Below are 13,676 nucleotides of genomic sequence, written 5' to 3'. Positions count from 1 at the left end.
TAGAGACTGCCTCCGCTACACGCTTTCGTTATTCGGTGTCCAGTTCGATATCAATACCCAGGGAACGGATTTCCTTCAGCAGTACGTTGAAGGATTCCGGCATCCCGGCTTCCATGCGGTGATCGCCATCCACAATGTTTTTATACATTTTGGTACGACCTGCCACATCATCGGACTTCACTGTCAGCATTTCCTGCAGGGTGTAGGCAGCGCCATAAGCTTCCAGAGCCCAGACCTCCATCTCACCGAAACGCTGACCACCGAATTGAGCCTTACCACCCAGAGGCTGCTGGGTAACCAGAGAGTAAGAACCGGTGGAACGGGCATGCATCTTGTCGTCAACCAGGTGGTTCAACTTCAGCATGTACATGTAGCCAACAGTTACCGGACGATCAAACTTATCACCTGTACGGCCATCATAGAGGTTAACCTGTCCGCTATCACTCAGATCTGCCAGTCTTAGCAGACGCTTGATTTCAGCTTCCTTGGCACCATCAAAGACGGATGTTGCCATAGGCACACCACCCTTGAGGTTGCCCACAAGCTCCATCACCTCCTCATCAGAGAAGCGCTCAAGCTCAACAGGCCGGTGTCCCGGAATGCCGTTGTAAACCTCATCAAGGAACTTACGCATTTCGGTAATTCCTTTCTGGGCTTCCAGCATGGCATTAATCTTGATACCCAGCCCCTTGGCCGCAGCACCCAGGTGAGTCTCAAGAATCTGTCCAACGTTCATCCGGGACGGTACACCCAGAGGGTTCAGTACGATATCCACCGGACGGCCATATTCATCATGAGGCATATCTTCAACCGGCATAATGCGGGAGATAACACCCTTGTTACCATGACGACCCGCCATCTTGTCACCAGGCTGGATACGACGCTTGATGGCCAGGTAAACCTTGACAATTTTCAGGACACCAGGTGCCATGTCATCGCCAGTCTGCAGCTTCTTCTTCTTGTCTTCGAAGCGCTCATCCAACTGGGCACGGCGTTCTTTCAGCTGCTCGCGGGACAGGTCCAGCATTTCGTTCAGTGATTCATCGGACATAGCCAGCCTGAACCACTGTTCATGCTCCAGGCCATCCAGGAACTCGTCAGAAATCACGTCCCCTTTCTTCAGGCCCGGACCACGATCCACAGGCTGGCCACGCAGCGCTCCGCGCAGACGGGCAAAGGTGTCTCCCTCAACGATACGGAACTCTTCGTTCAGATCCTTGCGGTACTCATCCAGCTGTGCCTTTTCAATGGACTGGGCACGGGTGTCTTTTTCAACGCCATCGCGGGTAAAGACCTGTACATCAATAACCGTACCCTTAACACCAGTAGGCACGCGCAGGGAGGTGTCCTTAACGTCAGAGGCTTTTTCACCGAAGATGGCACGCAGCAGTTTTTCTTCCGGCGTCAGCTGGGTTTCACCCTTAGGTGTCACCTTGCCCACCAGAATATCACCGGCTACCACTTCCGCACCCACATAAACGATACCGGCACCATCCAGCTTGTTCAGGGCAGATTCACCCACATTGGGGATGTCACCACTGATTTCCTCTGGCCCCAGTTTGGTATCACGGGCAACACAGGTCAGTTCCTGAATATGGATGGAGGTAAAGCGGTCTTCCTGAACCACACGCTCGGAAACCAGCATGGAGTCCTCAAAGTTATAGCCATTCCAGGGCATGAAGGCTATACGCATGTTCTGGCCAAGTGCCAGTTCACCCAGATCCACAGAAGGACCATCCGCCAGAATATCACCACTGGAAACGATATCACCCGGCTTCACCAGGGAGCGCTGGTTAATACAGGTGTTTTGGTTAGAGCGGGTGTACTTGGTCAGGTTATAAATATCAACACCGGCTTCGCCTGGCTGAACTTCCGCATCATTAACACGGATAACCACACGGCTGGCGTCTACGGCATCCACCAGACCACCACGGCGTGCCACCACACAGACACCGGAGTCCGATGCCACATTACGCTCCATACCGGTACCCACCAGAGGTTTTTCCGCACGGAGAGTTGGCACAGCCTGACGCTGCATGTTAGATCCCATCAAGGCCCGGTTCGCATCATCGTGCTCCAGGAATGGAATCAGGGAGGCCGCTACAGACACAACCTGCTTGGTGGATACGTCCATGTACTGGACTTTATCCGGAGCCATCAGGGTAAATTCGTTACGGTGACGAACGTTAACCAGCTCATCGGTCAGGTTGTTATCTTTATCAATGGCAGCAGAGGCCTGGGCGATAACAAACTCACCTTCCTCAATGGCAGACAGATAGCTGATTTCATCTGTTACCTTGCCATCAACCACCTTACGGTACGGGGACTCAAGGAAGCCGTAATCGTTAGTGCGGGCATAAGCCGCCAGGGAGTTGATCAGACCGATGTTCGGACCTTCAGGGGTCTCGATTGGACACACTCGACCGTAATGGGTTGGGTGTACGTCTCGCACTTCGAAGCCGGCACGTTCACGGGTCAAACCACCCGGTCCAAGCGCAGACACACGACGCTTGTGTGTAATCTCGGACAATGGGTTGTTCTGATCCATGAACTGGGACAGCTGACTGGAGCCAAAGAATTCTTTAATGGCCGCAGCCACTGGCTTGGCATTGATCAGATCCTGAGGCATCAGGCCTTCGGATTCAGCCAGGTTCAGACGCTCTTTGACCGCACGCTCTACACGTACCAGACCAACCCGGAACTGGTTTTCAGCCATTTCGCCCACAGAACGTACACGACGGTTACCCAGGTGGTCGATATCATCACAGACACCGATGCCGTTACGGATGCTAACCAGTGTCCTCAGAACATCAACGATATCCGCATTATCCAGTACACCGGAGCCGGTATCTTCTTCACGACCCAGGCGACGGTTAAACTTCATCCGTCCCACTCCAGACAAGTCATAGCGCTCAGTGGAGAAGAACAGGTTCTGGAACAGGGTCTCTGCAGCTTCCTGGGTAGGTGGCTCACCAGGACGCATCATGCGGTAGATTTCCACCAGGGCTTCAAGCCTGTTGGTAGTAGTATCTGAACGCAGGGTGTCAGAAATATAAGATCCGCAATCCAGCTCATTAACGTAGAGCGTCTCAACAGACTTGATACTGGAAGCCAGCAGCTTTTCGTACAGTTCCGGCGTAATTTCAGTATTACACTCAGCGACGATTTCGCCCGTTGACTTGTGGACAACAGTTTTTGCCAGAACACGGCCATAAACATATTCAACAGGTGCTTCCAGCCGTTCAATATTGGCTTTTTGCAGCTGGCGAATATGGCGTGCGGTAACACGACGACCTTGCTCAACAATGATATTGCCTTCGCCATCCTTGATATCAAAGCTGGCCGCCTCACCACGTAGGCGCTCTGGAACCAGTTCAGTACTAACATTCTCGATACCCAGCTCAAAGCCTACGGTATCGAAGAAATTATCCAGAATCTCTTCGTTACTCATCCCGATTGCACGCAGCAAAATGGTGGCCGGCAGCTTGCGACGACGGTCAATACGAACGTAAAGCAGGTCTTTAGGATCGAACTCGAAATCCAGCCAGGAGCCACGGTAAGGAATAACCCGGGCAGAATAGAGCAGCTTACCAGAGGAGTGTGTCTTGCCTCGGTCATTATCAAAGAACACACCTGGAGAGCGGTGTAACTGAGATACGATGACACGCTCGGTACCATTGATTACAAAAGTACCATTCTCAGTCATGAGCGGAATTTCGCCCATGTAAACTTCCTGTTCCTTAATATCCTTAATTGCCTTGTTTGCGGAGTCTTTGTCGTAGATAATGAGGCGTACTTTGACCCGCAGTGGTACTGCGTAAGTCACGCCCCGAAGCTGACATTCCTTGACATCAAAGGCAGGAGTGCCCAGCCTGTAACTTACGTACTCCAGGGCAGCATTGCCAGAATAGCTGACAATTGGAAATACGGACTTGAATGCGGCGTGCAGCCCGATATCTTCCCGTGCAGCGGGCTCTTTGCCTGATTGCAACAGCTTGTGGTACGAATCAAGCTGAATAGCGAGAAGGTACGGCACGTTCATGACATGCGGCAGTTTGCCGAAGTCCTTCCTGATACGTTTTTTCTCTGTATACGAGTATGCCATCAGCGTTCCCCAGCTTGGTCACCTGATTGAGCAACAGACCCCCTGGTCTGGCCATCAAGTATTGAGGGCGGGTGGCCCCCTATCAATAACCAAATATTTCGATGCTTCAAAGGCTCCCTCTGGAATCCATCCAGAAATAGACGATCCTGCTGTGGTGACAGTAAACTGACTTAAAAAACCGCTTGTTTCCCAGTAAATAGCTCGCTATTCGTCTCGCAAACCGGTTTTTATTCTCAATTTTCTGCCGTTCCTATTCGGACGCCATTCCCGGATAGATCCCTCGGGAGCTTTCCCTGGCAGAGACAACAGTTCTCTGCCAGACTATGCGGTATCAGCGATACCCTCCTGCCCTGAAAATAATTCAGGCCAGAAAGCAATCCGTACATCGCATATCAGATTGCAGTTGTCGCCCAAGTCCCGAAGGCCATTTAAAAACAGACTGCCATGCAGCAGTCACTACTTTCCAAACAGCCCTTAAAAAAGGACCCGGGCTACACAGCATATACCGCTGTATGGGCTTTAGCGCCTAAACAACAGCATAAATTTGTAGCGCCTGTTGAATGTATACAGGTAATAGCCCTGAAATCACATCAAAAAGCGTTATAGCTCATACAACGGAAAAAGGCCGGTACCCTTCAGGCACCAGCCACCTGAGTCTATTATGCAATAGGCTCGGGAATATGCAACGTCTTCGAAGAAATTACTTAATTTCTACGGAAGCGCCAGCTTCTTCCAGTTGCTTCTTCAGCTCTTCAGCTTCGTCCTTGCTCACAGCTTCTTTCAGAGGAGCAGGTGCGCCGTCTACAACAGCCTTGGCTTCTTTCAGACCCAGGCCAGTAGCAGCACGTACAACCTTGATTACGTTTACTTTCTTGTCGCCAGCGGAAGTCAGAATTACGTCGAATTCAGTCTTCTCTTCAACGGCAGCAGCTTCACCGGCAGCAGCAGGAGCAGCAGCAACGGCAGCAGCAGCGGAAACGCCGAACTTCTCTTCCATTGCTTCAACCAGCTCAACCACGTCCATGACGCTCATTTCAGCGATTGCATTCAGGATATCTTCTTTAGACAGAGCCATTTTTAAGTCTCCGAAAATTCGTGTTTGGGTTTACCAAAAATCTTTTAATAAAGAGAAGTACAGCGATCAGGCTGCGTTCTTCTTCTCTTCGGCAACAGCTGCCATAACGCGGGTGATAGAAGCAGGGAACTCGTTCAGAGTTCTTGCCAGCTTGGTCACCGGTGCAATCATGACGCTCATCAGCATTGCGCGAGCCTGGTCCAGTGTTGGCATCTTGGCCAGAACATCAATTTGTTCAGCAGCCAGAATCTGTCCACTAATGGACAGAGCCTTCACTTCCAGTTCCTTGTTCTCTTTGGAGAAGTCTTTCATCAGACGCGCTGCGGCACCTGGATCTTCCTGAGAGAAAGCAAGAACAGTAGGACCTACCAGGGAATCCTGCAGGCACTCAAAATCAGTGCCATCCACTGCACGCCTGGCCAGTGTGTTACGTACAACCTTCAGGTATACGCCACCTTCACGAGCCTGCTTACGCAGTGCGGTCATTTGACCAACAGAGAGACCACGGTAATCCGCGATAACAGCCGACAGAGCGCTTTGGGCAGCCTCGTTGACCTCGGCGACAATCGCCTTCTTGTCTTCGAGTCCTAACGCCATTGGCTTTACTCCAAATATCTGAAGTTACATTCAATACCAAGGGTGAACCAAGGTATTGAACACTCACAATACGGTGAAGGGTCAGCGCCCGGAAATAAATTTCACAGTACACCAGCTCACCGTCTACGCAGGAAATTAAGCCTTCTGGCAAAATGCACAGTCAGCACCTGCGATCTTTGACGGCCCCTGAAATAACAGGGACCCCAAAGTTCTTTAAAACAGTATGCTGCAATACAGCATACTGTTTGTATTCTTTTAGATGTCCAGGGAGGACATATCGATAGCGATACCTGGTCCCATAGTGGAGGACAGGGTCACTTTCTTCATGTAAACACCCTTGCTGGAAGAAGGCTTCAGCTTCTTCAGGTCAGCCAGCAGCGCTTCAACATTCTGCTTCAGGGAAGCAGCTTCGAAGTCGATCTTGCCAACACCAGCGTGGATAATGCCGTTCTTGTCAGTACGGAAACGTACCTGACCAGCCTTGGCATTCTTAACCGCTTCAGCAACGTTAGGGGTTACAGTACCAACCTTAGGGTTAGGCATCAGACCACGTGGGCCCAGAATCTGACCCAGCTGACCAACAACGCGCATAGCATCTGGAGATGCGATAACCACGTCAAAGTTCAGCTCGCCACCTTTAACCTGGGCAGCCAGATCATCCATACCAATAATGTCAGCGCCAGCTTCTTTAGCGGCTTCAGCGTTTGCACCCTGTGTGAACACAGCAACACGAACGTCTTTACCAGTACCGTTAGGCAGCACAGTAGAGCCACGAACAACCTGATCGGATTTACGAGGATCCACACCCAGGTTCACGGAAACTTCTACAGATTCCTTGAACTTAACGCTGGACACTTCTTTCAGAAGGTTAGCAGCGTCTTCGAAAGCATAAGACTTGTTAGCTTCTACTTTCTCAGCAATTTTCTTAGCGCGCTTGGACAGTTTAGCCATCTTACACACCCTCCACGTTCAGACCCATGGACCGGGCAGAACCGGCGATGGTGCGAATAGCAGCATCTTCGTCAGCGGCAGTCAGGTCAGGTTCCTTGACCTTGGCAACTTCCAGCAGCTGTTCGCGAGTTACGGTGCCTACCTTTTCAGTGTTAGGACGGCCGGAACCTTTTTTCAGCTTCAGAGTTTTCTTCAGCAGAACAGATGCAGGTGGTGTCTTAGTTTCGAAAGTGAAACTACGATCACTGTATACAGTAATAACAACAGGAATCGGCATACCTGCGTCCATGCTCTGAGTCTTGGCATTGAACGCTTTACAGAATTCCATGATGTTCACACCGTGCTGACCCAGTGCAGGACCAACAGGTGGGGATGGGTTTGCCTTGCCAGCAGGCACTTGCAGCTTGATATAAGCTTCGACTTTCTTAGCCATTTTAAACCTCTGTCGGGTCAGCGCTGTCACAGCAAGGCTGTTTCAGCTCCCCGTTCTCAGATAAAAACCCTGAGTCGCTCTCGCAACCCAGGGCTTCATAAATGCGTTAGACCTTACGCCTTCTCAACCTGGCTGAAGTCCAGCTCAACGGGAGTAGAACGTCCAAAGATCATAACAGCCACATGCAAACGGCTCTTTTCGTAGTTAACCACCTCAACGACTCCATTAAAGTCAGCGAAGGGGCCTTCAATAACACGAACCATTTCACCTGGCTCAAACAGCGTCTTCGGACGAGGCTTATCAACCCCTTCATGAACACGCTGCAAAATAGCGTCCGCCTCTTTCTCGGTAATGGGTGCCGGCTTATCTGCCGTACCACCAATAAAGCCCATTACCCTCGGCGTATCTTTAATAAGATGCCAGCTATCGTCGTTCATTTCCATCTGAACTAACACGTAGCCAGGAAAGAACTTACGCTCACTTTTACGCTTTTGACCGTTCCTGATCTCAACCACCTCTTCGGTGGGCACAAGAATCTCGCCAAAAAGCTCTTCCATGCCATGCAGCGTTACACGATCCTTAAGTGATCGCATTACCTGCTTTTCGTAGCCGGAGTAGGCATGAACTACATACCAACGCTTCGCCATGTCCTGTCCCTATCCTATAAGACTGCTGATCATCCAGCCTAGCAGAGAATCGAGCGCCCATAAAATGAACCCCATAATCAGAACAACCGCAACGACAACCAGGGTGGTTTGCACCGTTTCCCGACGGGTCGGCCATACCACCTTGCGAATCTCTACTTTAGCCTCTTTAACAAGCCCCCAGAATGCGCCACCCTTAGCGGTCTGCAATGCCAGGAAACCCGCCCCCAGAGCCAGCACTAACAACCCCACCACTCGATAGAGCAGGGGTTCGGCTGAAAAATAATAATTGCCACATACGCCAACGGCTACGACAACCGCTACCACGGCCCACTTGAGACCATCCAGACGGCTCGCAGCCACTACTTCTGATTTTCCGCTCATCAGCTTGACTATCTCTGTCTAAACAAAAGACTGATACAGGAAGTGGCAGGCCAGGAGGGAATCGAACCCCCAACCCCCGGTTTTGGAGACCGGTGCTCTACCAATTGAACTACTGGCCTGTATCTATTGACTCTACCTGACACCCAGGTTGATCAATTATAACCAACCAACGGCAATCTGAAAATCTTATTATTCAAAACACTTAGAAAAGTGCTAAAAATTAGGGGCAGACTTACGACCACCCCTTTTATTCTGGAGCTCATAACCGGATTTGAACCGGTGACCTCATCCTTACCAAGGATGCGCTCTACCAACTGAGCTATATGAGCCAAATATTTCGATATGGAGCGGGTAGCGGGAATCGAACCCGCATCATCAGCTTGGAAGGCTGAGGTTCTACCGTTGAACTATACCCGCAAAACCAGCTATCAAGCCAACCAAAGACTCAATAAGCAATCTCGCATACAAGGAGAAGAATATGGTGGTGGGGGCTGGATTCGAACCAGCGAAGCTTTCGCGTCAGATTTACAGTCTGATCCCTTTGGCCGCTCGGGAACCCCACCGAACGCTGCGCTATTGTATTTGAGAGCGTTAAAATGTCAACCCCTTACTTAAGGTCGTCAATCTCGTTGACACTGAAGGTTTTGACTGCTTGCTCCCGAAGCGCGAGGCGTATATTAGAGAAAAGTACCGCCTGATGCAATGCCTTTACAGTGTTTTTCTATTTTTTTAATACCATTAAAACGACGAGTGACTTCATCCCAATAGTTTTCACCTAAAACATCGGCATCCTCACCTCTGAGTTCAAGCCACCAGGTATCCGGTTCCTGCTCCATTCTTTTTATCTCCGGCTTGTAACCAGACACAATTAAACGCCGACTGACTTCTTCAGCCCGATCCCGCCCATCATATACACCAACAGAAATCCCATTGATAAACTCACCCCGGATAATAATAGAGCTATCAATGGATTCAGCCTGAAGCGCCCGTAGTAAATGAACGGCTTCATTACGACTGGAAAGAGGCGGAATATAAACCCAGAAATCCGCATCTTGCCCCTGGGCAAACCGTTCTTTGCTGGGAACACCAAGAGAAAATAGCTGTTGTTGAATCTGATCAGCACTCCCTGATGAGTGAAAGGGACCTATAAAGAGACAGACCTTCTCCCCCTCAGGATTCTCCTGCCAGCTATCAGGCTTTTTATATTCCAAGCCATTTTCTGACAGTAGCTGAAGCCGTTTACCATAATGCCCGGGATGGTCAGCAGGGATTTGCGAAAGATACCCCTGGCGAGATTGCGAAAATGTTCCCCAGGCAAAATAAGCGATATTCACCACCACCAATGCTATAACGATCCATCGCACCACCAACTACCTCCCTATTCCCTATTCCCTATTCCCTATTCCCTATTCCCTATTCCCTATTCCCTATTCCCTATTCAGGGTGCAGCATAAACAGCGCTAATCAAAAGCCAGCTTTAATCCATCCATCACCAGATCCGGGCAGAATATTTTCTCACTTTCTATATAGGACTCAACCTGGCCTGCATCACCACCAGCAAGAAATACCAATGCTCCCGGATACATTTTCGCCTGAGTATTAATCAATGATACCGCCATGGATAGTATGCCCTGATTAATACAGTCCCTGGTTGCTCGCCCGGGCGCAATGGTGGCAACAGGGTCCTCATAAAGCATTAAATGCGCAGTATTCAGCTGTAAGGATTTTTTCATCATATCCAAACCGGGAACAATGTAGCCTCCTAAATGCCTCCCTCGGGCATCAACAACATCCAGTGTTAATGCTGTACCACAGTCCACCACAAGCTTGACCCTGGCGCCTCCCTCATGATGAGCCGCCAACATGGCTAACCAGCGATCCACCCCAAGTTTTCCAGGTTCCTGGTAAGAAACCTCCAAGGTTTTCCAGCGTTTAACAGGACTGGCAAACTTTATATCAACACCCAATCCTTCGGATATAATTGACGCCAGCAACTCTTTTCGACGCGAACCGGAAACCACCGACGCCCTGGCAAAGTCTATTGTACCCAATCGCTCCAGCAACACCGGCAGCTGAACACGCCAGGAATCGCTATTGATCAAATACCCGGCATCAGCCACCCGGCCATCTCTCAAAACGCGCCATTTCAGACGGGTATTACCGGCATCAAGTTCTAATATGCTTTCATTAGTTTTTTGCTCTCTACTGGATTTCATGGCAGTCAGACACGACCTCTCGCCGGTCTCAGGGAAACTTCGCCACCATGAAAGACAACAACACCAGCATCGGTGTCCAGCAACAGCCCTCCTTGCTCATTAACCCCCAGCGAACACCCATCAACACGACGCCCTGCGGCATCCAGTGTAACCCGCTGCCCCATAAATACGTCGTAATGATTCCACTGCTCATGGAATAAGGAAAAGCCGCCTTCCTGATAGGCTTTAAGCATATGGCCAAGGGTGTTGATTAACTGAGCCATCACATGATTACGACTGACATGACCTTTACAAATAGTATTAAGGTCTATGGCAGGCTGGCTAATGCAAGCCAGTTGCTGCTCATTGAGCTTGACGTTAACGCCAATGCCAATAGTGACTTCACAGTCACCCGTAGGATCACCGTGCACCTCAAGCAAGATGCCACACAGTTTTTTCCTCTGCCATAGCACATCATTCGGCCACTTCAGTCCCAGCCCTTTAGCACCACAGGACTCAAGTGCCTTAACCACAGCCAGGCCAACGGCAAGACTAAGCCCTTCAAGCGATGCCATACCATCACCCACCTGCCATAAAAGGGAAAGGCAGATACTGCCGCCGAAGGGCGTAGACCACTTCCGGCCCCTTCTGCCCCGTCCGGCAGTCTGATGCTCTGCCGCACAAAAATGCAGTTTTTTGCCCGGGGCGGCTTTTGCAAAAGCCCTTACCAGGTCATTGGTGGAGTTTGTTTCCAGACAGCAATGCAAGGCAATATTCTTCTGGATATCCTTTTCCAGTGCCTGATAAATAGCCTGTTCATTGAGCAACTCAATGCCTTCTGCCAGCCTGTAACCTTTTCCCCTGACAGACTCAAGCAGTAATCCCTTTCCCTCAAGCCCCTTGATTTTTTTCCAAATGGCAGCCCGGCTCACTCCAAGAACCTCTCCCATCTCTTCGCCAGAGTGGAATTCTCTATCAGATAAAAGCTTAAGCAAATTTTCCACTGTCACTGCCCCAAAGCATGTTTTCAATCACGGTGCCAAACTTATACCCAGAAGCCCCGCCAATACAATTAGGGGGTGCTCTCAATTATCACTTAGCAAGAAAGTCTAATAAATGCCGCTCAATAGCCTGATCATAAGTAACAATATGCAACAATGACGAAGGACAACCATTGAGGGTGGATGAAACGGCCTCTCCTTCAGAAAAGCAAAAGCATTTTTTTTGCATGGATAAAGCCGTGGCGATTTCAAAACCTGAACCGGAAGAAGGGCAGGTCAGATCCCAGATACAGAAACAGGCGTTGCGAATGGCTTCAAGCCCCCAAAGGTGACAGGCCACCTCATTTTCCAACGGGTCTTTCCCCTGCAAGCGATAGGGGCGAAATCTATTGATATCACCGGGTGAAACCTGTCGCTGAAAACGCGTCGGTATATTGTTAACCCTGGCATCCGACTGGCAATGCAAACGGGCATCACACACCACTTCAGGCTGGCATTGATAACCCTGCCGTTCCAGGATTTTTGATATCACCCGTGCTCTGTCAACAATAGCAAGCGCCTGTGCTTCCGATCTGCTGGTGACACTGGCACCATAAAATACTGGCCTGGTATCCATCTTTATTAATGTCCAAATAAAGGAGCCATACCCACCAGACTATAGCAGCCATCACGAAACCGTAGCTGATTTTAGTCTGTGGGAGAGTAATCCCCCCTAAGTTCTTTACAGAGCTTATCAATAAAATCGGTTAGATAACCCGTATTACTTTGAGCCAGTCGCCGCCCTTCTGCGGTTTGCATGGTCTCTGCAATTTTCAACAGTTTAAGCTGGAAATGATCCAGCGCAAACAGACGGTCATCAGGGCAGCGGTTTTCTGCCAGCGGATCAACAGGATCAAACAGCTTTTGCTTTAATATACCTGCCGTATAAAACACTCTGGCCAAACCAATGGCACCCAGCGCTTCCATACGATCCGCATCCTGGACAACTTTAGCTTCAATGGTTTCCGGATTAATACCGGCAGAGTAGCTATGTGCCATAATGGCATGGCAAACCTGTGACCTTAAACTCTCTGGAAAATCCAGCATGGATAAACATCTACCCGCCTCTTCTGCGGCAAGGGTAGAGGCCCGGGCACGATCGGGGTGGTTTTTGGGTAGCACCACGATGTCATGAAAATAGCAGGCAGCCAATACAACCAGAGGATTAACAGATTGGCATTCACGCTCCATGATTTGCCGGGCTGTTTTCCAAACCCTCTGGAAATGGGAGAAATCATGGGATGCATCATCGTTTTCCTGATGGCTCAGGAATTGAATAAATTGCGCCTCCCAATACTGCAACAGCTCAGGGTCACTGTACTTCATAGCACCAACATACAATTTAAGGGTTCGGATTAGGATAGCGTTTTCTACCCCTGTTTGGCATAGCTATACCGCTCTCTTGCAAGAACTCCCGGTGATGGACAATTACCCGGTCTTCATAAACCATGACCTTACAATACTGAGGCGCTTCCATAGAAATATAATTTGGCTTGGGATCTGCAAAATCAAAAGGCGTTTGATGTACAAGTGATAAAGGGCAGGAAAAACCAATCTCCTTCCACACTCCGCTAATAGAGCGATGTATATGACCAAAAAAAAGATGCTGTATGTTCTTCTTATAAGGAATAAGGAGATCAGATAACTCCTCACCATTGGCGAGACAGTCCTCATCCATACTGGGCAACCCCACTTTAAAAGGTGGGTGGTGCATAAATAACAGGATTTTTTCACTATTGGCAAGCTGGGACTCCAGCCATTCAAGCCTGTTCTGACATAAAAAACCACCACGGTGGCCGGGTTCCAGAGTATCCAGGCAGATAATCCTGGTATCCCCCAAATCCAGGGCATATTGGATAAATCCTGACGGGTGAACAGGATGCTCGGGAAACACGTTCAGGAAGTTATCTCGCCGGTCATGGTTACCCATTAATAGATAACAGGGCATTTGCAAATGAGACAGCTCTCTCTTCAAAACCTCATAGGCTAACGCCTCCCCCCAATGGGAAAGATCCCCGGCTATCAAACAAAATGAACTCTCAGGACATTCTTTATTGATTGAATCAATACATGCCCTGAGTCTCACCGCAGGATCCAGGTCAAAGTTCACTCGCCCCTGCGGGATGAGCTGGGTATCAGAAAAGAAAACAACACTTTGCAAAACAAAAAACCTCATATTAGATAGTTTTTTATCAAAAAATATAATACTGCTTTTTTAATTCCTCACCACAATTTTCATATACTTTAAACGT

Annotated in this window: 13 protein-coding genes and 4 tRNA genes; all 17 read right to left on the bottom strand. The window is 49.5% G+C overall.

Annotated elements, in window-relative coordinates; translation table 11 throughout:
• Positions 1–28: 28 nt before the first annotated feature.
• The gene (rpoB, locus tag MJ595_RS06995) at positions 29–4,105 is read right to left on the bottom strand and encodes a DNA-directed RNA polymerase subunit beta (protein ID WP_263081719.1); all 4,077 of its coding nucleotides are present in this window, start codon (positions 4,103–4,105) and stop codon (positions 29–31) included.
• Between the two features lie 700 nt (positions 4,106–4,805).
• Positions 4,806–5,180, bottom strand: a complete 375-nt coding sequence (rplL, locus tag MJ595_RS06990) for a 50S ribosomal protein L7/L12 (protein ID WP_263081718.1) — start codon at positions 5,178–5,180, stop codon at positions 4,806–4,808.
• Positions 5,181–5,246: 66 nt separating this feature from the next.
• Positions 5,247–5,777: a 50S ribosomal protein L10 gene (rplJ, locus tag MJ595_RS06985; RefSeq protein ID WP_263081717.1), complete on the bottom strand. Its 531-nt coding sequence runs from the start codon at positions 5,775–5,777 to the stop codon at positions 5,247–5,249.
• Between the two features lie 255 nt (positions 5,778–6,032).
• Positions 6,033–6,728: a 50S ribosomal protein L1 gene (gene rplA / locus MJ595_RS06980; RefSeq protein WP_263081716.1), complete on the bottom strand. Its 696-nt coding sequence runs from the start codon at positions 6,726–6,728 to the stop codon at positions 6,033–6,035.
• Between the two features lies 1 nt (position 6,729).
• Positions 6,730–7,161, bottom strand: coding sequence for a 50S ribosomal protein L11 (gene rplK, locus MJ595_RS06975; RefSeq protein ID WP_263081715.1), 432 nt, complete (start codon positions 7,159–7,161; stop codon positions 6,730–6,732).
• Positions 7,162–7,274: 113 nt separating this feature from the next.
• On the bottom strand, positions 7,275–7,808 hold the full coding sequence (nusG, locus tag MJ595_RS06970) for a transcription termination/antitermination protein NusG (protein ID WP_263081714.1): 534 nt from the start codon (positions 7,806–7,808) through the stop codon (positions 7,275–7,277).
• Between the two features lie 9 nt (positions 7,809–7,817).
• Complete coding sequence (secE, locus tag MJ595_RS06965; RefSeq protein WP_263081713.1) at positions 7,818–8,189, bottom strand: preprotein translocase subunit SecE; 372 nt, start codon at positions 8,187–8,189, stop codon at positions 7,818–7,820.
• Positions 8,190–8,232: 43 nt separating this feature from the next.
• A tRNA-Trp gene (locus MJ595_RS06960) sits at positions 8,233–8,308 on the bottom strand.
• Positions 8,309–8,442: 134 nt separating this feature from the next.
• Positions 8,443–8,518, bottom strand: a tRNA-Thr gene (locus tag MJ595_RS06955).
• Between the two features lie 14 nt (positions 8,519–8,532).
• Positions 8,533–8,606, bottom strand: a tRNA-Gly gene (locus MJ595_RS06950).
• A gap of 62 nt (positions 8,607–8,668) precedes the next feature.
• A tRNA-Tyr gene (locus tag MJ595_RS06945) sits at positions 8,669–8,752 on the bottom strand.
• Positions 8,753–8,866: 114 nt separating this feature from the next.
• Positions 8,867–9,556 carry an SPOR domain-containing protein gene (locus MJ595_RS06940; RefSeq protein WP_263081712.1) on the bottom strand — a complete coding sequence of 230 codons (690 nt, stop codon included), beginning with the start codon at positions 9,554–9,556 and terminating at the stop codon, positions 8,867–8,869.
• 93 nt (positions 9,557–9,649) lie between these two features.
• Positions 9,650–10,405 (bottom strand): type III pantothenate kinase, encoded by a 756-nt coding sequence (locus tag MJ595_RS06935; protein ID WP_263081711.1) that lies wholly within the window; start codon positions 10,403–10,405, stop codon positions 9,650–9,652.
• Positions 10,406–10,410: 5 nt separating this feature from the next.
• The gene (gene birA / locus MJ595_RS06930; protein WP_263081710.1) at positions 10,411–11,388 is read right to left on the bottom strand and encodes a bifunctional biotin--[acetyl-CoA-carboxylase] ligase/biotin operon repressor BirA; all 978 of its coding nucleotides are present in this window, start codon (positions 11,386–11,388) and stop codon (positions 10,411–10,413) included.
• Positions 11,389–11,476: 88 nt separating this feature from the next.
• The gene (locus MJ595_RS06925) at positions 11,477–12,001 is read right to left on the bottom strand and encodes a hypothetical protein (RefSeq protein WP_263081709.1); all 525 of its coding nucleotides are present in this window, start codon (positions 11,999–12,001) and stop codon (positions 11,477–11,479) included.
• Between the two features lie 71 nt (positions 12,002–12,072).
• Entirely contained in the window at positions 12,073–12,750 is a 678-nt protein-coding gene (locus MJ595_RS06920; protein ID WP_263081708.1) for a phosphohydrolase, read from the bottom strand.
• A gap of 16 nt (positions 12,751–12,766) precedes the next feature.
• A complete protein-coding gene (locus tag MJ595_RS06915) occupies positions 12,767–13,600 on the bottom strand; it encodes a phosphodiesterase (RefSeq protein ID WP_263081707.1) in 834 nt (277 codons plus the stop codon).
• Between the last annotated feature and the right edge of the window lie 76 nt (positions 13,601–13,676).

Origin of the sequence: Endozoicomonas sp. Mp262 (assembly GCF_025643335.1) — a bacterium.
GTDB lineage: Bacteria > Pseudomonadota > Gammaproteobacteria > Pseudomonadales > Endozoicomonadaceae > Endonucleibacter.
This window is presented reverse-complemented; position numbering and strand designations above follow the sequence as displayed.